The sequence below is a fragment of the Aggregatimonas sangjinii genome (assembly GCF_005943945.1).
Taxonomy (GTDB): Bacteria; Bacteroidota; Bacteroidia; order Flavobacteriales; family Flavobacteriaceae; genus Pelagihabitans; species Pelagihabitans sangjinii.
In genome coordinates, this window is record NZ_CP040710.1 from 3,528,889 (window position 1) to 3,552,893 (window position 24,005).

20 protein-coding genes are annotated in these 24,005 nt (G+C 43.7%); 6 read left to right on the plus strand and 14 right to left on the minus strand.

All coding sequences use genetic code 11. From position 1 onward, the window contains the following. Positions 1 to 32: 32 nt before the first annotated feature. The 4 genes from FGM00_RS14830 to FGM00_RS14850 form a co-directional block, all read right to left on the minus strand. The gene (locus tag FGM00_RS14830) at positions 33 to 1,154 is read right to left on the minus strand and encodes an aldose epimerase family protein (RefSeq protein ID WP_236262797.1); all 1,122 of its coding nucleotides are present in this window, start codon (positions 1,152 to 1,154) and stop codon (positions 33 to 35) included. Between the two features lie 606 nt (positions 1,155 to 1,760). Beyond that, on the minus strand, positions 1,761 to 3,998 hold the full coding sequence (locus tag FGM00_RS14840) for a DUF7133 domain-containing protein (protein ID WP_138853663.1): 2,238 nt from the start codon (positions 3,996 to 3,998) through the stop codon (positions 1,761 to 1,763). 392 nt (positions 3,999 to 4,390) lie between these two features. After that, positions 4,391 to 5,470: a serine hydrolase domain-containing protein gene (locus FGM00_RS14845; protein ID WP_236262799.1), complete on the minus strand. Its 1,080-nt coding sequence runs from the start codon at positions 5,468 to 5,470 to the stop codon at positions 4,391 to 4,393. Between the two features lie 72 nt (positions 5,471 to 5,542). Then, positions 5,543 to 5,887: a DUF6249 domain-containing protein gene (locus tag FGM00_RS14850; RefSeq protein ID WP_138853665.1), complete on the minus strand. Its 345-nt coding sequence runs from the start codon at positions 5,885 to 5,887 to the stop codon at positions 5,543 to 5,545. Positions 5,888 to 6,007: 120 nt separating this feature from the next. On the opposite strand from FGM00_RS14850, the gene FGM00_RS14855 reads away from it, so the two are divergent. Both FGM00_RS14855 and FGM00_RS14860 read left to right on the plus strand, forming a co-directional pair. Next, a complete protein-coding gene (locus FGM00_RS14855) occupies positions 6,008 to 6,613 on the plus strand; it encodes an RNA polymerase sigma factor (protein WP_236262800.1) in 606 nt (201 codons plus the stop codon). After that, positions 6,594 to 7,004 (plus strand): hypothetical protein, encoded by a 411-nt coding sequence (locus tag FGM00_RS14860; RefSeq protein WP_138853666.1) that lies wholly within the window; start codon positions 6,594 to 6,596, stop codon positions 7,002 to 7,004. The genes FGM00_RS14855 and FGM00_RS14860 overlap by 20 nt, the downstream gene beginning before the upstream one ends. 33 nt (positions 7,005 to 7,037) lie before the next feature. On the opposite strand, the gene FGM00_RS14865 is transcribed toward FGM00_RS14860, so the two are convergent. Genes FGM00_RS14865 through FGM00_RS14875 form a run of 3 tightly spaced genes read right to left on the minus strand, consistent with a single transcriptional unit; the run spans position 7,038 to position 12,840 of the window. Continuing rightward, a complete protein-coding gene (locus FGM00_RS14865) occupies positions 7,038 to 10,205 on the minus strand; it encodes an efflux RND transporter permease subunit (protein ID WP_138853667.1) in 3,168 nt (1,055 codons plus the stop codon). Positions 10,206 to 10,219: 14 nt separating this feature from the next. Further along, on the minus strand, positions 10,220 to 11,428 hold the full coding sequence (locus FGM00_RS14870) for an efflux RND transporter periplasmic adaptor subunit (protein ID WP_138853668.1): 1,209 nt from the start codon (positions 11,426 to 11,428) through the stop codon (positions 10,220 to 10,222). Positions 11,429 to 11,445: 17 nt separating this feature from the next. Then, positions 11,446 to 12,840, minus strand: a complete 1,395-nt coding sequence (locus FGM00_RS14875; protein WP_138853669.1) for an efflux transporter outer membrane subunit — start codon at positions 12,838 to 12,840, stop codon at positions 11,446 to 11,448. A gap of 524 nt (positions 12,841 to 13,364) precedes the next feature. Between FGM00_RS14875 and FGM00_RS14880 the strand changes: the two genes are divergently transcribed. The 4 genes from FGM00_RS14880 to FGM00_RS14895 all read left to right on the plus strand — a co-directional run bounded on the left by FGM00_RS14880 (position 13,365) and on the right by FGM00_RS14895 (position 18,502). Continuing rightward, a complete protein-coding gene (locus tag FGM00_RS14880; protein ID WP_138853670.1) occupies positions 13,365 to 14,648 on the plus strand; it encodes an alginate lyase family protein in 1,284 nt (427 codons plus the stop codon). Positions 14,649 to 14,682: 34 nt separating this feature from the next. Further along, positions 14,683 to 16,170, plus strand: coding sequence for a sulfatase (locus FGM00_RS14885; RefSeq protein ID WP_138853671.1), 1,488 nt, complete (start codon positions 14,683 to 14,685; stop codon positions 16,168 to 16,170). 34 nt (positions 16,171 to 16,204) lie between these two features. Further along, on the plus strand, positions 16,205 to 17,686 hold the full coding sequence (locus FGM00_RS14890; RefSeq protein ID WP_138853672.1) for a sulfatase family protein: 1,482 nt from the start codon (positions 16,205 to 16,207) through the stop codon (positions 17,684 to 17,686). Between the two features lie 102 nt (positions 17,687 to 17,788). Beyond that, positions 17,789 to 18,502, plus strand: coding sequence for a pirin family protein (locus tag FGM00_RS14895; protein ID WP_138853673.1), 714 nt, complete (start codon positions 17,789 to 17,791; stop codon positions 18,500 to 18,502). Between the two features lie 363 nt (positions 18,503 to 18,865). Here FGM00_RS14895 and FGM00_RS14900 read toward each other — a convergent pair whose 3' ends face one another. The 7 genes from FGM00_RS14900 to FGM00_RS14930 form a co-directional block, all read right to left on the minus strand. After that, the gene (locus FGM00_RS14900; protein ID WP_138853674.1) at positions 18,866 to 20,332 is read right to left on the minus strand and encodes a BLUF domain-containing protein; all 1,467 of its coding nucleotides are present in this window, start codon (positions 20,330 to 20,332) and stop codon (positions 18,866 to 18,868) included. Positions 20,333 to 20,822: 490 nt separating this feature from the next. Then, entirely contained in the window at positions 20,823 to 21,302 is a 480-nt protein-coding gene (locus FGM00_RS14905) for a YdeI/OmpD-associated family protein (protein WP_236262802.1), read from the minus strand. 101 nt (positions 21,303 to 21,403) lie between these two features. Continuing rightward, complete coding sequence (locus FGM00_RS14910; RefSeq protein ID WP_138853675.1) at positions 21,404 to 21,706, minus strand: DUF1801 domain-containing protein; 303 nt, start codon at positions 21,704 to 21,706, stop codon at positions 21,404 to 21,406. A 31-nt stretch (positions 21,707 to 21,737) separates the two neighbouring features. Then, the gene (locus FGM00_RS14915; protein ID WP_138853676.1) at positions 21,738 to 22,178 is read right to left on the minus strand and encodes a hypothetical protein; all 441 of its coding nucleotides are present in this window, start codon (positions 22,176 to 22,178) and stop codon (positions 21,738 to 21,740) included. A 94-nt stretch (positions 22,179 to 22,272) separates the two neighbouring features. Further along, the gene (gene mltG / locus FGM00_RS14920) at positions 22,273 to 23,322 is read right to left on the minus strand and encodes an endolytic transglycosylase MltG (protein ID WP_138853677.1); all 1,050 of its coding nucleotides are present in this window, start codon (positions 23,320 to 23,322) and stop codon (positions 22,273 to 22,275) included. Between the two features lie 22 nt (positions 23,323 to 23,344). Then, complete coding sequence (locus tag FGM00_RS14925) at positions 23,345 to 23,650, minus strand: type II toxin-antitoxin system RelE/ParE family toxin (RefSeq protein ID WP_138853678.1); 306 nt, start codon at positions 23,648 to 23,650, stop codon at positions 23,345 to 23,347. Continuing rightward, positions 23,647 to 23,958: a hypothetical protein gene (locus FGM00_RS14930; protein WP_138853679.1), complete on the minus strand. Its 312-nt coding sequence runs from the start codon at positions 23,956 to 23,958 to the stop codon at positions 23,647 to 23,649. The genes FGM00_RS14925 and FGM00_RS14930 overlap by 4 nt, the downstream gene beginning before the upstream one ends. Between the last annotated feature and the right edge of the window lie 47 nt (positions 23,959 to 24,005).

The following is a 24,005-nucleotide window of genomic DNA, read 5'->3' on the forward strand; positions in this document are numbered from 1 at the left end:
CGCAACTGATAATTTTCAAGACGCTAGCATGACTATTCTATCAGGCCGAACTTGTACATACAGACCGAAGAATACACTTCACCTGGTTCTAAAACAGTCGAAGGAAAACCAGGTTGGTTGGGTGAGTCGGGATAGTGCTGCGTCTCCAAACAAAAAGCCCCTCGAAATGGATAGGGCTTTCCACTTTTGCCAATATCCTTTCCATTTAAAAAATTACCCCCGTAGAATTGAATTGCGGGCTCGTTGGTATACACTTGCAAGGTTCTACCGCTTTTTGGAGCAACAACCTCTGCCGCAAGAACGAGTCCGTTTTCATCGGTAGGACCTTGGTTCAGCACGAAATTATGGTCGTAACCCTTGGCAAAAAGCAATTGTTCGTCTCCCGATTCAATATCACGCGCGATGGATTTCATCTGGCGAAAGTCAAAAGGCGTTCCTGCTACTTTTTTAATTTCGCCCGTAGGGATGAGACCAGCATCAACAGGGGTAAAAGCATCGGCATTGATCCTCATCTCATGATTATCAACAGTGCCGTTGCCCTCCCCTTCGAGATTAAAAAAGGAGTGATGCGTAAGGTTGAGTACCGTGGTTTTATCCGTTGTAGCGGTATACTTAATATTCAATTCGTTCTCGTCGGATAAGGTATAAGTTACTTTTACTTTAAGGTTGCCCGGGTAGCCTTCCTCCATATCGGGAGAAGTCCTTTCAAACTCGATTTCGCTATTTGATAGTTGGTTGGCATCCCATACCACTGCGTGAAAACCCTTGATACCTCCGTGAAGATGATTTCCGTTGTTGTTCTGCGCCAGAGTGTATTCGGTACCATCTAATGTAAATTTACCCTCTGCAATACGGTTTCCATACCGGCCGATAACAGAGCCCATGTAAGCACCTCCACCATTTATATACGCATCAATAGTGTCAAACCCCAGGACCACATCCTCAAAATTTCCGTTTTTATCGGGCAGATATAGCGCTACCAAATGCTGACCGTAATCGGTAAAGGTAATTTCGACCCCATTATCGTTCTTCAACGTGTATAGACCAGTTTGCTTTCCATCGATTTCGATGGTGAAATTTTCTGTCTTTAAAGAGTGTAAAGTGGTAGGATTACTTTTATTTTCCGGTACTCCGACTTTCTTCTTTTCTTGCATACATGAAACTAAAATGAGTAGGAAGCAAATCGAAACACTGACCGCCATTCTAGTTGTCGCCTGATAACGCATAGCTGCTTTTTTCTGATTTACTCCTCCGAAGTTCCCTTGGAACGCTCAGGTTTATCGATAAAAATATGGATTTTTTTATTGGTCTCTACACTTCATTCCCATCGAAATTGAATCAAATGCATGGCACTCCGGACTCCAATGTAATTTAAAATGTCATTATATTCATAGCTAGAACATTGCACACCTTGCCCTTGTTTACCGGATTTGTGGCCTTTTATGTCGCATGGAAATTACGCCGCTACACACTGGACACCCGGGACGATTATTTTTTAGGAGGTAGGTCTTTGACCGAAATCGTCATTGCGGCCTCGCCTTTATTGACGTTTACACAGAAAGTAAAAAAATATACGACCTGGAAAATGAATCGACTAATACCGCTCTACTGCGGAAAAATACTTGGGCACCGGGCTAATTTACTGGTAGCGATTTAAAATACCCCTAATCGCTAAAATTCTGGATAGAAACTAGGTTGACTACAAAATTAGCGTAAGATAGAAAGTGAATTATTCAACCGGTACTATACTAAGCATGAACCTACTTAACAAACCCATTTAGCTCTTCTTCTGTATACTCCATTCCAGAAACCGATTTCACCTCTCTAAGCTCCTTTATCCTTTCAGGTTTCAGTGCAGCCGGCCTATTTGAAAAAGCATTGGTCACATACGATATGATGTCCGCGATATCCTTATCCGAAATATCCTCGTTTCTGATGAGCCCGGGCATGGCCAAATTCATATCGTACAGTTCACCATTAACATGAACAGGGCCCTCTAAACCATGCAATACGATAAGAGCCAAACGTTTCGCATCGGCCACATATTCGGAATTCATCAACGGTGGCGCCAAGCCATCGATACCCTGACCATTGGCGCCATGGCAAGAAGCACAGATTTGGTAGAACATTTTAGCGCCCGCCGTACGATTGTCCTCGGCTAGGGATTTTCTAGAAAAAATCTGGTTTACGTTTCCGCTTTTTCGGTTCTCGATAATTCGGCTGAGCCTATCTCCAAATTCGGATTCATTGAAAGACGTCAGTGTATTTAAACTTTTTAAAAATGTATCCTCTTCTCCGTCCAAACCGCTTAGAACTGCCTCTATGACAATCCGGTTCTGCTTGTGCTTATTGACCACCATCATCAAAGGCTCGAAAAACCTGTCGTTGTCAACGGCCATCCATTTACCCAAGGTACTGCCCAAGTACAAATCAATCGCTGCTTCCTCCCTTTCCAACAACTTTATAAAAAGCCGCTCCGCATTTTTAGCATTTTCGGTAGATGCAAAAGACTCCATCAAAACGATGGCATGTGCAATAGCCTGAGGCTTGCTCTTTTCAGCAACCTCGCTTAGCAATTCAAAAGTGAGCTCATCCCACGCTTCCAAAATGCGAAGGGCATGAATTTGCGCCCATTCATTTTCGGTATCCTGCGCTACATATTGCACCTCCTCCAGCACATGCTTCATCTCTTTGAATACCAAATAGTGCTGTGCGCGATTGCGCACCCATCCGTTTTTGTGCGCGAGTAGGCCTACCAATTCAATTCCTTGTAAAGCATCGAAATCAGGTAGCGGCTTTTGGGCTCCATCAATTTTCCTTACCTTCAATATGCGTCCGAAATCGGTTAAGGTGTCCAGACGATTGCCCTTGGTTTTCTCCTTCAGATACGGACTCAAATAGGCATGATGTCCTATCATTCCGCGATGCATGTCTACGATATACAAGCTGCCGTCGGGTCCATTGTTGAGATTCACCGGACGAAAACCTTCATCGGTCGAAGCAAGAAACTCTTTGCCCTCCCAAGCCTGTTCGGCTATGGTCGAATCTCCGGTAAAAGTGAGGATATTCCGTTTGATAAGATTTCCCTCCGGAATACAAACGAAAACGTTCTGGGCGTAGGATTCCGGAAAAACACCGCCCCGATACACTAACGGACTGCAGGCAGCGGTGGTTTTCAACAAGATACTATCCTTATTAAGCACCCCTTTGGCATACCCTCGGTTGACGGTGGTGGCGTGCAAGGGGTATACACGTTGATCCTTGGTCAGCAATTGGTCCACACCCACTTTCGGAGTAAAATAGGTGTTCCTGACCAAGCGATTGGGCAGCACATGGTCTCCCAAGAGTTGTCGGGAATTATCATTATAGTAGAGTCTTCCGAAATTATCGCTTGAAATGCCCCATTGTCCTCTAAAGGTAGTGGGCTCTTTTTTCCACACTCCGTTCTTGCGTTGGTACCTGAAATTAGATTTCGCATTGTAAATCCAATTATCGATGTTCAACAGCAAACCGTTGGGTTGATGTTCGGGATTGCCCTCGACCGCATAGATGGAATCTACCAATACACGGTTTGTAGGTTCGTCGTTCTCGATTTCTACAAACCATAAGTTCGGTGGTGCAGCGTACAATAGCCCGCCGTAGACGTGAGCCAATGCGCGGGGCATTACGAGACTATCGAGGAATGTTTTGGTATGATCGGCGACACCATCGCCATCCAGATCTTCGAGGATTTGAATACTGCCGACCGGTTTCTCCTCATCAGAACCTTGCATATCGTTCATATAGCCGGGCATCTGCGCTACCCATATCCTACCCTGGGCGTCAAAATCCATTGCGACCGGAGCTTTCAGAAGGGGTTCTGCGGCTATCACTTGCAACTCAAACCCCTTTTCTAGGCGGTATTCGTCCAAACCCACCTCGGTTTCATAAAATTCAACGGGCGGTGTTTGACAGGAAAAGACAAGACAACAAAAGAGAAGGCCTAGCGTGAATTTCATAACAATGCGTATGCAAGCTTTTTTTGTAAAGATAAGGAAGGGGCGAGAATACGGCAAGATGGCTACGACTGTTTCAAATGGAGCGCTCTATTCGCTCATCTCGGCTACTTTCGGTTTTGCTAAAGTCTGCGATATTCCGCTTAACGGACGTATCCCTCATTAGCAATTACCTTTCTTCTTTGAACAGCATACCTTCTCCGAATGCTTTATTGCCTTACTTTAAAAAAGATTACAAAATTTATTTCACTTTAGACCAACAATGCTTCTGGAGAAAACGAAAAACCAAGAAAGAGTCCTTTTACGCAAGACATACCATAGGATGACCGAAAGGATTTCTCAAAACCGGTTTCCTTAAATACTTTTTAGATGTTTTGAAAATCTACAAACAGACTTCAGTCATACATGGCCAACACTGCTATTTTCCGTGTCACTTCAGTTGGTGAATTGCAGCCGCAATTACTTAATCCGATAACGTAGATATCCGAATCAGGTATATAGACACCCATTGATTTGAAGCCGAAAATTGAGCCCCCATGCTCCAAACTTCGCGCGTTTTCTATCTTTTTGATATGCCAACCATAACCGTAGTCAATATGTTCGCCATTATTCAAGGTGTAGTTGGTAAATACTATATCGGCAGTCTCTTTACGAATTAGAAGGTTGTTTTTTATAGCTTCCTGCCATTTGAACATATCACCAGTGGTAGACATCAGGGAACCCGAAGAATAAGGTAAGCTAAAACTTATCATTTTGTTATTCGTATAGCCATCTTTATGGTGGTATCCCGAAGCTCTGTCCTGAATTACTTTGCTATGACTTGCATACCGAGAGGCCTTCATTTCCAGTTCATTAAAAATATTCTCTTCGACAAAAGTGGCGTAATCCAGTCCGGTTATTTTTTCAATGATATAGCCCAATAAAATATATCCTGAATTATTGTATTTAAATTTTTCACCCGGAAGAAAATCAATAGGTTCATTTTTAAAAAAATCGATTAATTCCATAGGAGTCAAATCTTGTTCTGCTATGGTATTTAATCCCTTGATGCTAGTAAACGATTTTATTCCAGATGTATGTGTCAACAAATGGTGTATTGTAATTGTGTTGCCATTAGTCGGGTAATCGGGAATATATTTCGTTATCTCGTCCTCCAGATTCAGTAAACCACTTTCCATGAGCATCATAATAGAAATCGCGGTGAATTGTTTTGTGATAGACCCTATTTCGAAAACATTTCCGTTCTTCATGGGAACGGCCAACTCTAGATTTGAAAGACCGAACGCTTTGTGATAGATGATATTTCCATTTTTAGATATCAGAAATGTTGCTCCAGGCGCATTTGGGGGATATTTTTCAAGTAATATACTATCGATGGATGCTTCGAAAGTTTGGCCGTAAATAGCGGATTGATAATTGAAGAATGTAATACTAATTATGGCGAGGAGATACTTGAAACACAGTGATTTTTTCATTTTGATGAAATTAAAAACCACTTTCATCCCAATTGATAAAAGTGGCGTGTTGATTGATGAATCGTTTTCTTTTTACTTGTTATCCATAGCGCTGGTCATCTTAAAGCCGACGAACAAACCGATACCTGCCATTAAGAAGATGGTAGCGGGATAAATCGCATCGGTCTCTAAAGAGGAATAATGGTCTATAATCGATGCGATAAAAATTCCCGTACCAATACCCATGAGCAATAAGGCGAGGTTGAGGATCATGACCTTCCAAATTGGTGATCTTCCTTCGCCCCTCGCAAAGATACTGGCATCGGCACCCTTTTCGATAAGCGCCAATCGCTCCCTGTTTCTACTGGTGATATACAAATAAAATATTCCGAAGATCGATCCGAAAAAGACAATGGGAATAATGATTTCTGGGTCCATAACTGTTGATTTTTTAATTGATTAACTTAATTGGATTCATCGGATATGACGATAGCTTTGAAAACGAGGTTACACTTTTATTCGATTATTTTTTTAATGGATGTAACCTACAGCTAACAAATGGCGTCCTATCAACAAATGAGCACTACAGACCAACCACTAATTGATGCTATCTTGGCAGGCGATACGCAATCGTTTGGCATTATCGTAGACCGTTACAAAGATTTGGTCTTTACGCTCGCCCTGCGTATGCTCAAACATAGGGAAGAAGCCGAAGAGGTTTCACAGGATACTTTTATCAAGGTATTTCGTTCGCTCCATAAATTTAGAGGCGAATCAAAATTGTCTACGTGGATTTATAAAGTAGCCTATTATACCTGTCTCGATCGCCTGAAAAAACAGAAAAGAACGCAACACGTCGTTGCCATAGACGAATATACCGAGCATCAGATCACAACGATCGATAACGCCTTGGACATGATGCAAAAAGAAGAGCGAAAAGAAGCTATTCAGGACTGCTTGAAATTGCTTCCGAGTACCGACAGTGCGTTGATAACCCTATTTTATTTCGAGGAGTTATCGTTAGAGGAAATTTCAAAAATCGTAGATTTAACCGTAAATAATGTGAAGGTTAAATTGTTTAGAAGTCGAAAAAAGTTGACAGGCATATTGAGGGAAAGATTGGAACCGGAAATTATAGCAAATTATGAACGAGAAGGACAATAAAAAATTGGAAGAATTGGTCGATAAATTGATGAGGGAAACCGTTCTTGAAACGCCTTCAGCGGATTTTACGTCCAAAGTTTTGTCTCAAGTAGACTCCATCGCCACTAGCGAGGTAACCACATACAGACCGTTAATTTCCAAATCCGTTTGGATCGGTCTCTGCGCTTTGCTTGTCGGTACCGTAATATATTCTTTCTTTAACACTACGGCAGAACCGAATTGGTTCGAGACCGTTGATTTCAGCGTTTTTACAAATAGCGGAATCGGTAATCAACTGTCCGATTTGGTATCTTCCAAAGCCATGTTCTATGCAGCGATACTATTTGCAAGCATGTTCGTCGTGCAGATATCTTTTCTCAAAAACCATTTCAACAGGCGCTTGAGGGTTTAGCGTCGCTGTGACCCAATCCCAAGAAAACCGCGCTTACTTATCTGCGAGCACAGGATTTTTTGATTGTTCGGTATCGGAAACATCCACCGGTTTTACGGTTCTACCATTTACCATCAAGAGTCGCAAATCTTCTAAGGTCAAATACAAACAGGGAACGATAACCAGAATAATAGCCGTCGCGAACACGATTCCAAAGCCAAGCGAAATCGCCATGGGAATCAAGTAAAATGCTTGACTGGAGGTCTCTAAAATGATCGGGGCCAAACCACCGAACGTGGTCATGGTCGTCAGAATAATCGGGCGAAACCTCCGTAGGCCCGCCTCATGAATGGACTGGTAAATGGGATCGCCCTCTTTTCTGCGTTTATTGGCGTAATCGATCATGATCAGCGAATCGTTGACCACCACTCCGGATAAGGCTATTACGCCCATCAAACTAACCAATGATAAGTCGTACCCCAATAGAATATGACCGATTACGGCACCTACGATACCGAAGGGAATCGCCGTCATTACGATCAAGGGCTGCAGATAACTGCTAAAGGCGATGGCCAGTAAGGCGTATATCAATAACATCGCGATAGAAAAGCCTGCTTTTAAGGTATTGGTACTTTCCCTCATATCGGCCTGGCTGCCTTCAAAGCTCCAGGTAATGCCGGGAAAATCGGCTCGCAATTGCGGTAAGGTTTCTTCCTGTACCGAAGCGATAACACGGCCTACGGCATTGGCGGGTTCTACGTCCATTCCTACGTTCACCACCCTACGGCCATCCCTGCGATTGATACTACTAAAGGCTTCCCGCTGTTCAACTTCCACTACATCCATAAGCGGTACTTCAACGCCGCTCGGCGTACGGATCAGAAATTTTTCCAGGTTTTTGATATCCTTGCGTTCCTCCATGGGTAATTTTACACGCACCTCGATCTCGTTCATCCCACGTAATTGCCGCATCGCCAAGGCTCCGAAAAATCCATCGCGGACCTGACGGCCCACCTCATCGGAGGTCAGCCCCAAGTTTCTACCTTGCGGTAGCAGCTTGAAGTCGTACTGCATTTTACCTTTATTATAATTGTCGGTTACATCGCGGGTATTCGAAAAAGCGCGCATGCGTTCTACAAAAGCGCTACTGGCCCGTGCCAACACGTCAATGTCCGAATGGCTCAAATCAATACTGATATCCTGTCTTGCTCCTCCAGGACCCCTCTCGGCCTCAAAAGTAATTTGGTCGACCCCTTCAATATCCCCGATATTATCCCGCCACAAGGCGATAACTTCCGCTGCGGTGATATCCCGCTGGTCGGGGGGCAGCATTACAATTTCCACATCGATAAAATTTTGCCCGCGTACATTGGTCTTAATGCCTTCGGCTACTTCATAAAGATTGTGTTCCTCGAACATCCGCTGGGTCGATTCCGAAATATCATGGGCAACCTTTGCCGCCTGATCTGGGGTCGTCCCTACCGGTAGGCGAACGCCCGCTTCGATTTCATCGGCCGCCACCTCCGGCATCATAATCAGGCCCATATGCCCGCTATAGCCATAACCTCCGACTATGAGTAGCAAGGTTACCGCAGCGCTTAAGGTAATGTACCGATAGCGCAGGCACAAATCGAGAAAGGGACGGTAACGTTTTTCAATAAATCCATCAAAACCCTTGGCGAACGCGCGTTGCCATCCTTCCAATTTAAGGACCCATTTGTTCTTACTTTCTTTGTTCTTCAGATGCCCCAAATGGGAAGGCAGGATAAAAAGGGCCTCGAGCAGGGAAACCGCTAAAATAACAATCACCACGGCTGGTAAAGGTTGCCAGAATTTCCCGGTTTCCCCGGGCATAAATAGCAGCGGGACGAAGGCGATAATGGTGGTAACGATACTAAAGACCACGGGCATCGAAACGTCTTTGGTTCCTGCAATGGCCGCCTGAATCGGACTCAGCCCTTTTTGCCGGTATTCGTAAACATTTTCCCCCACCACGATGGCGTCATCCACAACAATACCCAGCACTACTAGAAAACCGAACATAGAGATCATGTTCACGCTAATGCCGATGAGGGGCAACAAAATCATTCCGCCGATAAAGGAGACCGTCATGCCCATCATCACCCAAAAGGCTAGGCGGTACTCTAAGAAAAGTGTCAATATGATCAGTACGATAACGATGGCTAGTATCCCGTTTTCGGTCAGTAAGGAAAGACGTTCGCGATAATCGGCGGCGCGGTTGCTGTCGGTTCGGTACTTGATGCCGGGAGGCAATTGAAAGTCTTCTAGAATCTTATTGGTTACATCGGCGATTTTCAAAGGCGATTGGTCCCCAATCCGGAATATTCGCAGCTCCACATAATTTTGTTGATTGAATTGCCCGTGAAAACCCGTTTCCTCAAAACCATCGGTAATCGTAGCGATATCCTTTAAGGCGATTTTCGCGCCTTCTTCAGAAGATACTACGGTAATATCCCCATACTCTTTTGCCCATTGTTTCCGTTCCTGCATACGCAGCAGAATCTCTCCACTCTGGGTCTGAACAGCCCCCGCCGGAACATCATTGCTACTCTGTTGAATGATATCGGCCACTTGCCCCAGCGTCAAATTATACTTCTGTAAGGTTCGTCGTGGAATTTCGATACGGGTTTCATAATCGGGCACGTTCCCCAATTCTACTTGTGTGATTTCGGGATTGTTTAGAAGGATTGTCCTCAATCGCTCCGCAAGTTGCCGTAAGGTCCATATATCGGCGGCACCATAGAGGCCTATTTGCAATACATCCCTTTGACGTGACTGCAATCGCACCTCGGGGCGTTCGATATCATCGGGAAACGTACGGATGCGATTGATGGCCTGATCGATATCCTGAAAAGCCTTCATTCGTTCCGAACCCGCCACCAGTTCGATACTGATCTGGCCAGAACCTTCATTGGCCTCCGACACGATTTCCTTGATGCCCTGAACCCCGCGCACGGCTTCTTCCACAGGTTGCAGCACGCCTTGTTCGACTTCCGCTGGGGAAGCTCCGGGATAGGCTACCGATACCTCGACAAAATCGAGTTGAAACTCCGGAAATACCTCCTTCTGAATGTTGTACATCGTAAAGAGGCCCCCGCCCAACAACATCAGCATGAGCAAGTTCGTTGCAATCGAGTTCCGTGCCATGTAAGCAATGGCGCCTTCCTTTCGGATCGTCTTTTCTTTCCTTTTCTTTTCCATCTTGCCCAATTTTCTTACTTCTTCGTTTCTTGCTCTGGCTTATCGGTCGCAGTGCGCAGCCCGATACCATTGCTTACCGTGCTCAAATCGGTGACGACCACTTTTTCGCCATCTTCCAAACCTTTGCCGATGTAGGCGTAGGCATCATCGGTCAATACGATATCTACCTGACGTATTTCCAATTTTTCATCATTCATCACCCAAACGGTCTCATTGCTCCGGATATAATCGCGGCTAAGACGCACCACGTCCTTAATCGGGTCGGCTTGGATATTGACCTCCACGAAAGTGCCGATCATCAGCTTTGGCCTGCCCTTCAATTCATTGGTTGTCGCCAAAGGATCTTCGACTTTGACCAATACCCTGGCCAATCGCGTCTGGCCATCCAATGCACCTATCTGCCGGTCGAGATATCCTTCGCGATAACTATCGCTAGGCCATGCCGATGGGTTCTCGATCCTTACCGGAGCTCCCTTTTCGGTATCATCGTTCGGGAAGCTTAGCCACTGCAATTTGGAAACAGGAACCGTTGCGGTGATCCAATATTCTTTTGTACCGACAATACGTCCCAAGATATCACCTTGAGCGACTAAGGAACCTTTGGCGACATTCTGACTCAGAATATGGGCGTCAAACGGAGCGCGTATGGTCGTCCGCTCAAGGTTTAACCTCGCCTGGTCTACCGAGGCCTTTGCGGCGCCTATGGTCGCATTGACCGCGTTGAGCTGTGGTTTTCTCAGTACCAGTTGCCGCTCTTCTTCCGAAAGCGGATTGTCCCCAAAAAGGGAATCGTCGGCAATAAGCTGTAAATCCTGTTCCGCAATCTTTTGGCGACCCATCTCAGTGTCCAGCGTCGTCTGCGATTGCTGAAATTCGCTCTTGCGCAATTCGAGTGTGTTGCGGTAATCGGCCGGATCGATCTGCAAAAGCACTTGATTTTTTTTGACGAAGCCACCGGGGGTAAATGCTGGGTCTCGACGAATGACTTGTCCCGAAACCAACGGACTCAAATCCACATCCTCAACGGGTTGTACCGTGCCCGTTGCTACGATGATGGGTTCGAAAGTGCCTTGTCTTACGGGAATTACATCGACCAGCATCGCCGTTTCAATCGATGCCCCTTCCCTTTTCGCCTCGGGCTCGGTAGAAAAAATAAGCGCGGTAATCACGATGCCACCACCGATAATGGCCAAACAAATCCACAATATCTTTTTGCTATTCATACCAACTGTTTACTTTTTTAATTTTCTATGGTTCGCCCAGTCTCAAAGCTTCCCGCCAATGCCCTGTACAAGCCAATGCGAACTTGAACTTGACGCAGTTGCGCGGCCACGTAATCCCTGCGCAATTGCTGTTCTTGATCTAAGCCAATCAGTACATCCAAATAGGGACTAAAGCCATTCAGGAATTCGGTGCGCAATTGTTTGTTGCTTTTTTCCGCAAGTTCCAATTGTCGCCCTATGTTGACAGACCGTTGTTTCTGCATCACGTCTTGCACAAGTCCGTCTTCGACCTCCCGAAAGGCCTCTAGGGTAGTTTGTCCGTATTCGTAAAGTCGTTGTTGTTTGATTGCCTGGGCCTGAGTGGCCTCTGCTTTCAATTGCCCGCCGTAAAAAATGGGCGCCAACAAATTTCCCGCAATGGAATAGGCCCAATTTTCAAAAAGATCGGCAAAGTTATTGGCCCTCAGTTGTCCCCTGGCATTAATCGAAATTCTCGGATACCTGTTTCGCACGGCCGAAGCCATATCTCTATCTGCAGCAAGCAGGAGCGCGTACGATTGTTGCAAATCGGGTCTACGACGCACCAATTCCAAAGGCAGTCCAGCCTGAGGCAGGTCCGGTAAATCAGGTAAAGCAACCGCATCCAAAGCCAAGTCTTCCTGAGGCTGCCGACCTAAAAGAATAGCCAATTGATTTTCCAACAAACGTACATTGGTGCTAAAAATAATCTGCTGTTCGCGGGTGCTTTCCAATAGTTGTGCTTGTCTTAGAATATCTACCGCACGTATTTGGCCGCCCACAAAACGAGAACGAATCAGTTTGATGATATTTTCATTGGTAGCGATTTGTTCTTGTGTAATTTTCAATTGCTCTTTTGCGGCCTGTAGCTGGTACCATGTGGTGGCAATCTCCGCGGAAAGCGATATGGCCGCAGTGCGGTAATCAAAGAGATTTGCCTCTGCCCTGAACTTTTCAGCTTGTACGGCGGTTCGTATACGGCCCCAAAGATCTACCTCATAAGAGGCCGATAGCCCCAACTGTGTATTTTCACCACCCCTAAAGTCATTGATAGGAAAATTCTCCGCGGTCTGCGCCGAGGCTTCTATTTGAGGCCATTTATTCGATGCTGCTCTAGATACGGTGGCCTTAGCCGCCAAAAATTGTTGCCATGTCGCCGCCAAATCAAAATTGGATTGCATTGCACTATCAATCAAAGTATTCAAACTTTCATCCTGAAAGACCGTCCACCATTTATCCTCCAAAACACTTTCGCCGGTATAGTAAAATTCCTTTACATCTTCAATCGGCAAGGCTACATTGGAAAAGCGAGGCGAACAAGCATAAAATAGGAGCAGTAGACTTGCAAAATACAAGACAAATCTCTTATTATCGCCTTTATAGTTCAATGACATTTTATCTTGATAAAATAATTATTCCACCCTAACATGGAGATGTAATTGGTTGTTTTCCTAAGTTAGGTGTTTTATGCTATTTTAAATACCTCTAAAAACTATATTTTTTTATGACGGTATCGACAGCTTCAATACGTGGAGCTTTAATGACGTTGATTTTCGTTAGTTCTTAGGATATCAATAGCAGTAAAGAGAGAATTTATATCTGGAGTAAAGAGCGTTGATCAGGCAATGTGTGAAGGATGCAGTAGGCTGTACACAATTAAACTTCCATACCATAATATGGGTTCTAGTTTCGTTTGTCACGCCTCAAATGCTTTATCAAAGCTGGGAGCATACGACCAATTCTTATCGAATTATGCTATGCTGAAGTTTATGACCAGCGACCTGCGCGGCGCTTAGAGTGAGTTTGGTATCATCTCGCTTTCCCCACGATATAAAATGGACACCATTGTCTATTCATGATGGACTCGTATGGCATGATAGTACAGGATAGTCCCGGTACTATTATATGATAATTTTAAATGATGAATCATTCTTTAAAATCGATATCCTTCAAGAGCTTTTCTGTCATAGTACTTTTTATCGGAATCTGGACAGTCGCTTATGCCACCAATTTTTCAAGTGGTAAGGTGGCCGGGTTTCAGAGCGTGCATCTTTCCAAAACCAAAAACCTGACCGTTCTTCACATAAAGGCACTCCTTCATGTAAAAAAAGCCTTAAAAGAGGGGAATGAATATTACAAACCGGCCTTGAGCACATTGCTTAGAGCTGCGGATAAGGCCCTGAACAGCGGCCCTTATAGCGTTACAAATAAATCAAGAACGCCGATAAGCGGTGACAAAAAAGACTATTTGAGCATCGGGTATTATTGGTGGCCAGATCCACAAAAACCCGATGGTTTGCCTTGGGTACGCAAAGACGGCCAAAAGAACCCCTCCGTGGATGGCGACGGGTACGATTTGAAACGGAAAAATAAAATGTTCAACAATACCTATCGGTTGGCACTGGCCCATTTCTTCACAGGCAATCGCGAATATGCCGACAAGGCCATAGAACTTTTAAAGGTATGGTTCCTAAACCCGGAAACCAGTATGAACCCCAACTTGAACTATGCACAAGGCATTCCCGGAAAAAACCATGGTAGGGGCATTGGAATAATCGAATTCATAGGCATTTTGGATATTATTACCGCCATAGAACTTTTAGAACAAAATGACACTTTAGATACTAGAACAAGCCAAGGACTACGCCATTGGACGGCCGCATACCTCAACTGGTTGCAAAAGAGCGAAAACGGGGTTTTCGAAAAAAATACTAAGAACAATCACAGCACTTGGTACGACGCCCAAGAAGTAGGCCTACTTCTTTTTTTAAATCGGGCGGATGAGGCCAAGGCCGTTCTTGAAAAGGCAAAAGAAATCAGGATTCCCACCCAGATTACCGCAGACGGCCGGCAGCCGCTGGAACTTGCGAGAAAAAGACCGCTACACTATAGTATTTATAACCTCATGGCCTTTACGCACTTGGCGAATTTCGGAAAAAAGTTGGAGGTAGACCTATGGAATTATACGCCAACGAATGGCGGAGGTATCAAAAGGGCATTTGACTTCCTATACCCCTTTGCCACCCGCGAAAAGGAATGGGAGTTGGCAGAAATTTCAAGCTTGGATAAGGAAATTGCAATCCTACAGGAGCTATTCTTAATGGCTGGCAGCACTTTTAACGTTCAAGCGTATTGCGAAATCGATAAAATTAAAGACGTCCAAGATGGTTTGATTCTACTCGTATATCCTTGCCCATTGTAATTTCATTCCGCTATTTTAACTTGAATCAATACATATGAATTTATTCAAAGTAGCTACGATACTCCTTGTTCTTTTTTCCTCTTGCAAGGAAGCTGAGCCCGATAAGGAAAAAGACCGGAGGCCTTTGAACATTCTTTTCATCGCAGTCGACGATTTGAGAACGGAGTTGAATTGTTATGGTGCCAAACATATCAAATCACCCAACATCGACCGTTTGGCCAACAACGGGATATGTTTTACCAAAGCGCATGTACAGCAGGCGATCTGTATGGCGTCCCGTGCTTCGCTCTTAACGGGAATCAGGCCCGAAAGACACGGTATCTACACAGGAGAGTCCGTCACTGATATCTTACCGGAGGTGTTGACCATGAACAAATTTTTCGCCCAAAACGGTTATGAGATTGCCTCCTTGGGCAAAATCTACCACCACGGGGAAGATACCAAAAAGCAATTCGGGGATGATTATATAGCCCCGAATCCCACTTGGAGAGGATTGGGCTATGTTACCGAGAAAGCAATCGCCCAAATGAAGTTGACGGAAAAAGAAGGCCGCGGTCCGGCCTACGAAGCTGCCGATGTGCACGATACGCTATACCAAGATGGACTCAATACTCTGAACGCCATGCGCAAATTAGAAGAGCTGCAAAAAATAGACAAGCCCTTTTTCATGTCCATTGGCCTGGTCAAACCACATCTTCCCTTTGTAGCGCCCCAGAAATATTGGGATATGTACCCAGAGGAGAGCGTTATATTATCGAAGTTCCAGGAACGACCGAAGCATACGAGCAAATATACGGTACGGCCCGGAGGTGAACTGACCAACTATTATGGTATGCCAACAGCGTTCGAGGATATCGCCGACTCAACCGCCATCACCCTGAGAAGAGGGTACTACGCCAGTGTTTCCTATGCCGATGCCCAAGTAGGAAAGCTAATGGACAAACTCGATGAACTTGATTTAAGGGAGCATACCGTTGTCGTGTTATGGGGCGATCATGGTTACAAGCTGGGGGATTATGGGAGCTGGTGTAAATGGTCGAATATGAATATCGATACCAACGTCCCGTTCATTTTTAGTGTTCCCCATGGTAAAAAAGGGGTCACGTACGACCAGTCGGTAGAAGTCTTAGACCTATATCCCACTTTGGCCGAGCTTTGCAAGCTAACGCCCCCATCCCATTTAGAAGGCAAAAGTTTAGTACCCATCCTCGACGACCCCGAATCGGAGCCGGGACAAAAGTCCTATGCATTCAGTATTTGGCCCGATAATCGGTGGAATTATGATAAAACCGTTATGGGGTATTCCGTTTCGGACGATCGATACAACTATGTTGAATGGGTACAATTAAAAACGGGAGAGGTACTAGAACGCGAATTGTACGACCATGAGAAAGATCCTATGGAAACCAGTAATGTCATTTCCGAAGTCCAGTACAAAGAGGTCATTAACGAACTCGCTGAAAAAGTGAAGTTAAAAAAGGAGGCTACAGACCATGATCATGGTTTTAAAAACCTTAGGTAAGCATTGAAATCCTATACTAGAAATAAGTTTGAACATGAAAAAAATACTCTTCTCGCTATTTGTATCGGGGATTGTTAGCTTACTTGCTGTCAGTTGTGCCCAAAACAAGGCCGAAGGCGGCAAACAGGAGAGGCAAGCCTTACCGAGCGAAAAACCAAATCTTATTTTTTACCTCTCCGATGATCAAGACGTCTATGATTACGGATGTTATGGAAACGACAAGGTAAAAACACCAAGTGTTGACCGTTTGGCATCCGAGGGGATGCTATTTACCAACGCATTTACGGGCCAAGCCATCTGCGCCCCGAGTAGATCTCAATTGCTTACAGGAAAATATCCGCTTAAAAACGGCTGCTTTGCCAACCATACCCGCACCAAGCCCGATATTGAAAGTATCACCAAACATATGCGCGATTTGGGCTACGAGGTAGTACGGGCAGGCAAAAGCCATATCGCCCCAAAAAAGGTGTACGATTGGGACGTGGAATGGAATCCCATAGAAAAACCCACCGGCCCGAGAAAATACATCCCTCTTGATAGCATCGAGCAGTATTTCAAAACGGCCAAAAAACCTTTCTTCATGCTTATCGCATCGGGATATCCGCATGCGGAGTACTATGATGTAGCGAATGCTAAGGCCGAAGCTATCAAATGGTTTCCTTTTAACGCGCATAAAAAAGATAACCCAGGGATGATAAAAAGTAAAGCCGGCTATTACCGAAGTATCGAAGAAGATGACAAACAATTACGTTCGGTATTGGAGCTTGTCGACACTTATTTGGATGTCAAGAATACCCTTTTCATCTACAGTGCCGACCATGGGGTATCGGGTAAATTCACCGTTCGGGACGTTGGCCTGAGAGTGCCGTTCATTGCACGCTGGCCGAACGTAATACGGCCCGGGGCTACATCGCACCAATTGATTCATTATACCGATGTGCTTCCTACCTTCATGCAAATTGCCGGCGGCAAAGCCACCGAGAACATGGATGGAAAAAGTTTCTTGCCGTTGCTCAGGGGAGAGGATATCGAGATCAACAACTATATTTACGGGGTGAGCACCAATCAAAATATTCTAAGATCTGAAATTTTCCCTTCAAGAATGATTCGGAACAAACGCTTCAAGTACATCAGGAATTTCAATGCTATGGAAGTATTAGATCAAAATTTGGGTGATAAACCCCAAGTAAATGCCTTTATCCAAAGAGGTGCTTTGGCCTTCAAGGACGTGCCTTTTGAGAAACTATACGATTTGGAAAGCGACCCTTACGAACTGGATAATCTGATTAAAAGACCAGCATATCAGGATATCAAATACAGCTTAACGCACGATATGTTCGCTTGGATGAAAGAGCAAGGGGATTTCCTAACGGAAGAGATAGGCTATATGCCTATTATCACCCCACCCGGGAATCGCGGGGTAAAGCTTGATCAAAATACCCGAAAAAGAACAATTGCCGACTCCTTGAAAAACACCTTGCAAAAAGGGGACTATATTGTAATCGACCATTGGTAAATCGATGGAGATAGCACGGCATTGGTCGATTTTCAGGGCTTACTTCCTAGATTGATTAGTACCTAAAACGATCGTACACCCGAAAATGCCTATTTTTAAAACATGAAAAAGACGATTCACACAGCAGATTCAAGAGGTCAGGCCAATCACGGTTGGCTCAAGAGTGCCCACTCTTTCAGCTTTGCCAATTACCACGATCCGGAGCGAATGGGTTTTGGGGTTTTGCGCGTGTTGAACGATGACCATGTGGCGGCAGGAATGGGTTTTGGCACCCATGGTCATAGCAATATGGAAATCATATCGATTCCGTTGAAAGGCGATTTGGAACACCAGGATAATATGGGCAACACCACGATAATTCGAGAAGGCGATATTCAGGTGATGTCGGCAGGTACGGGCGTGCAGCATAGCGAACACAATCACAGTAAGGAAGAAGCGGTGGAATTCCTTCAGATTTGGGTCATTCCTAATAAGGCCAATGTTTCCCCGCGGTATGATCAAATCAGCCTAGAGCAAATCGCCGTAGAAAACGAACTTTACCAGATTTTATCGCCGCACCAAGATGATGATGGGGTTTGGATCCATCAGGATGCCTGGTTTCATTTAGGGCAATTCGATTCGGCAAAAAAGTTTCATTACCACCTTAAAAAATCGGGCAATGGCGTTTACATTTTTATCCTCGAAGGGGAAGGTACCATTGCAGGTGAAAAATTGATGGCCCGTGATGCCATCGGTATCGAGGGTACCGACGCTGTTGCATTCGAAGTAAATACGGGTACCCGATTGCTCGTGATGGAAATTCCTATGACCAATTAAATTATTTTCTTGACCTCTACTCAGGTTTAGTACTGGTGCGAACCGATGAATGCAGCCCCTTTACCGATTTATCGTTCTTCGTATCATCTACAATTATGATGTGTTAAAGGTTTCAAATGACCCAAGAAGCCGAGTAAAGTCAATTCCGATTTTAGAATCGTTGGCTATCCTATCGGTGGCAACTTATCTTCCACAATACGTCTGTCACGTCTTGAAAGGATGAGTTCCCGAATCCAATCTTAGATACGATGTTAAATATGCAAAGGTTGTAAAGAGGAGGCAATGAATAACTAAATCATACACCTCAACATAAAAGCTTTATGCATTTCGATGGGAGGTCTTTGAATTGGGATACTGCAAGATTTAATCGGAGATGTCACCATTTTCGAAGGATGTCTTCAACACGTTTCTCACCTTCCGCCACAGGTTCTTCGATTCCAGGCTCTGCTGTCCGATATCACCCATAAGGTGACCAAGACCCAGTTCTTGGGTATTTCCATCATGTGGTATTGTCAAAACGCCTTCATCCGATATCATGGCCATGTCCCATTCCGTAAAATCCCGTGAAGGCTTCGAACCTTTCCATATCGTCTGCACATCGAAATGTCTAGAATCTTTCTTTATCTTTTCATAGAGTTCCAGTACGTCCCTTCTAGGCCCCTCGATCAGCTGAAAGAATACATTTCTATGGTAAATCAAGCTCCCCGTAATATCTAGGGAATTGTTATTGCTTTTGGAAGTCATAAGGATATCCCCCACGGTCTCTCCATCGACATCTGGCTTGGCCATAGACCGATAGGAAATCTCATAGAGCAAATTGTCCTTACGCAATGTGTTTCTGTAGTCACTGGGAAGCACCCCGTATCTGTCCTGAAACTGTTTGGAAAAAAAACTTCTGCTCGTATAACCCACTTTGTAACAAATCTGGGAAACGTTCATGTCCGTTTCATTGAACAACTCACGCGCACGCTCCAAACGTATGTTCGCCGTATACTTATTGATCGAATGACCGTAAAGAAAGCGCACTCCGCTTTGGAGCTTTTTCGGGCTAAGGCCGGTTCTTCTGGAGAGTTCCTTCACGGGTAATTTTTCACCAATATTCTCCTTAATGTAATCGCCCATTAAAGCAATACCCGAAAGCTCCTCTTTTGTGAGGTCGGGCTGTAGACTTTCAGTATCTATATCGTGGTCATGCGCCGCTATCTGGGAGGCAAGCATACCTAAAATTGCCGATTCGACCAGCAATCTGCCGACCAGATCTGTTCTTTTGTTTTTAACGATTCTTTCTGTGTAAAACCCTGTCCTGAAATCGATATTACCAAAATACCGGTAGGATTGCTTTGCATTCGCCTCCCCGAATATTTCGGAAAGATGGGCCTTTAATTGCGTCTTGGTATTTGATCTCCGATTATCCAACTTGTTTGGCTCAATAATCAAGAAGCAGCTTTCGAATCGGATTTTTCCCGGAATTTTGAACTGTGCTTTGGAGTCGGGTTCGCCGGAGAGTATAAAATTCTGGCGCTCGCCTATCTTTTTAGCCATGCCCTCGTTCGGAAATTTCGTCATTTGGTACCCGGAGAGATGATAGCCGAAATAGAATAAGCGATTCTTGGAGAAATTCAGATCGATTGTATAATCTCTGGTAAACTCGATATTGTAAATCCAAGCGGTGAGCCCGGGAAACACCTCGTAAAGGCTAATATAGCCCTTACCGTTACCATTGTTCAACGATAGTTTTGCCGCACCGAGATCCTCCAGCAAATCTCCGTTCAGGTTGACAGCAAACTGCCGCAACATTTCCAGTGGGTTTTTTTCCTTTAAATCCAACATTTCTTTTGGGGACAGAGTTCAAATATATTAAAAACAGCACAAAAATCCATTAATATCAATTGATTTAGTATTGCCCTTTTAACGACTCTCTCTTACGGCGGGCGGGCCTCTCGCTCCTCTTATTTGAAGGGGATTGAATCCATAAAACAAGAAAAATTTCCAATTTATTAGAGATTTTATAGCGATCTGGACGGGACTCCCTCCTACGGCGGACAAACTTCTCGTCCCTCCAATTTTTTCTCTTGAACAAACTCCATAAAAAAGCCCCAACAAATATTGAGGCTTATTGCGGTCTGGACGGCCCCGAGGCTTCGGGGGAACTTTTCTTGAAAACGCCCTGGATTAAAAGGCTGCCAAGGGGTCGATTTTAAGGCGCACCGCGAGGCTCACCTTTTAACATAGGTTTAATATTCAAAGAAGTCCTGAATTCTGATTATTGGTAAAATTGTTTAAAGTCATACTTTATTTTAACTTTAATTTAGTCGACGGTTCAACTTCCAGGTAATTTTTCTCCTCTGGCCGAAAGGTTTACAATTTTGTCTATCCTATTCCTTCTTGTCTTATTCGTCTTTGCCAGTTTAACCCAGCGCAGGACAAATCGTTTGCTCGAGTCATTAATGTTATAAAAGAAATCCTTGGCTTCTTGCTTTCGCGAAAGCGCTGTTTCCAAATCATCTGGAACAATCAGCTTGTCCACATCATCAAGAAAGTTCCAAAGACCACTTTTCTTACTATCTTCGATTGACAGGAAGCCCGCTTCCTCCATTTTGCCTTCATCAATCAATCTGGCCGCTCGGTCTTTATACGTTTTGCTCCAATGCTGTACTTTTCTTGGTGAAATAAGCTGCATTGTACGTTCATCATCCAGTTTCATGCGCCTGCCGTCAATCCAGCCAAAGCACAACAATTCTTCCAGAACTAGGTCTCTATCGACGTATTTATCAGGAGTACTCTTTTTATAGGTAACCAAATACTCTCATCTTGAGAATGATGTTCTTGCAGCCAGTTACGAAGCTGCTTCTTAGAAGCTATTTCGAGTTTTTCAAACTTATCTGGGTTCATTAATTTCTATCAATGCAGTATACTCGCAATTAACGTTTCTATTTGTTCCCAATCTACCAAGGAACCTTCGGGAATTTCCAAATTTTCCGAGCTAGTGGTCGTCCCCCATCTTTGCGTCTTATCCAATTCCAAATGGGGAGTATTAAAGAAACAGAACTTGACTTTTTTTGAAAGCGGCACTAGCGAAACTACTAAATCCCCATTATGATGCCACATGGTTTGTTTCCATTTTTCAATGGGTTTTAGTTCTGGGAATTTTTCAGCTAATAAATTCTTAAAGCTTTCTTGAATAGTATGTTGTTTTGCACGCATAACTAATCCTTTATTTGAACTTAGTTCTTTGTTAGTTAAAGTTTTTTAGTTCTATAATTTCCGCAGTTTGACCCGAGATTTTTAGAGTCCGTCCAGTTACAAAAGTGAAAATCAACGCTTCTAATTCTTCACTACTCTTTTTAAAATCAGTTGGTTCATCCATAATTTCATTACCCGAATAGCCGAATCCAAATAGGTCAGGAGTATTTTTATCATTCTCCAAATGTTCGATAGGATAGTCATTATCATTTTCTTTAGTCCACACGCCTTTTACACCATCTATCTTTATACAAAACCAAACGGGAGCGGCTTCATTCACCCATTCCGCTTCTCTTTTTTCGTAAAACAACTTTATAGATTTACTATCATTGATTGTTTCTGTCCACAAATAATCATTATGAAGATCTATCCAAATATCACCATAGGAAATTTCAGTAAAAGATGATTCAATAGTGAAATTTTTGAGATTCATTAAATTGTAAATAACGATTACTATATAGTAACAAGTTGCCGTATTTCTATTTTGAACTTACTTCGATTTAAGAATCCTTTATTTGAACTTTACATTATTTCCCTCGTTGGCCAGACAACCACTTTTGATAATCAGCTTTGCCCTTAGCAAACTCACTTGCACTGGAGTAAAAGTGATGTGAACCATCGTTGGCCTCTACATTTAGAACATAATAAATATTTTCCGTCTTTGCTGGATTTAGGGCCGCTTCAATAGCCGTCTTGCTAGGCGAACTGATAGGGCCAGGTGGCAATCCACGAATCTTTCGAGTATTGTAAGGATGGTCTACTTCAACATCACTTTTGTGAATTATGCCATCCCAACGGCCGAGCAGTTTGGCAATGTATACATTGGTAGCATCAATTCCCAGGGGAATTCCCCGTTCAAGACGATTATAAATTACAGAAGCAACCAAATCGCGCTCAGCATCAATCTTTGACTCATTTTCAATAAGACTTGCGATTATAACAATCTCTTGCTTTGTTCTTCCCATCTCCAGTGCCAATCCATCCCATTCCGTAAGCCAAACTGATTTAAATTGTTGCACTATTTTAGCAATTACCTCCTTGGGGTGAGCATCCAATTTAAACTCGTAAGTTGTAGGGTAAAGGTAGCCTTCAAGATTTTGTGCTTTTGAATCAATATCTTCAATTAAGCTAGTATCATCCATCAATAACAGCACCTCCTTTTCAGTCATCAATGGTTCTACCGGAAATTCTTTAACAATACGTTTGGCAATCTCGAAGCGCGTCCAGCCTTCTGGAATAGTAAGTGTTTTGGTGCGTTTTCTTCCGGTCTTAAGTAGGTTAATTACTTCTATAGGGCTTATTGGAGATGGGAATTGGTAATCACCTGCTTCCATCCTAGCATCGCTATTAAAGAATCGTAAATATATCTTAGTTGCAAGAGGTGCTTGGAGAATATTTTGTTCGCCCAACATTTCAAGGATACTATTAGAAGGAGTGCCTTGTTTGATTGTAATATAATTATCAGAATTACTATGGCTTATAGGGCTATTTAGGATATTGTAAAACCAAAAAAAGAATCCACCAGCAATTAAGACGATCAATATTAAAATTACCTTCAGAGGGCGAGTGAATTTCATCTCAGGCTATTTTTACTATCCTTTAATTGAACTTAAGTAATTCACTCATCTTTTCAGGGTCATCAAAATTCCCCCAGAAGTATTCAATCTCAATTATGTCGTCCAAGATTCGATAAAACATAGTTGTATGTTTTGTGATAAATGCTTCTCGACTGATAGTATCATATTGAGAAACCTTGAACATTTCCGGATTCTTCCGGATCAACGTGATAGTATGGTCTACCATATCAACAAAATTCGTTGCAATCTCAACGATCCAAATATCCAATAGGTAATCGACTATTCCGTTGAAGGACTGGTCTGCCTTTCTAGTCCACCTCACATTCATGCACGCAGCTTTTTACGTACATCATGCATAACCTCCATGTGGGCCTTTGTTCTACCATTCTTGCTATCCTCACGGCTAGTCCTCAAAGCTTCCTTGATCTCGAAGGCCTTGGCTTCTTCAGGAAAAAGAATATTACTAAGAATTACCATTTCATCAATAGTAAAACTCTTCTTCTTCACCTTGTTGTAGAATGTAGCACGGGAAATCCCAAGTTGCTCAATCAAGTACTCTTTCTTGAATTTACTGTCATCGATGTAACAACCAATATTTTCCAATAAATTCTGGTATCCGTATACAATGTCTAACATTATGACGTATTTTATTATCCTATATTAGACTAATATACTAAATTAAT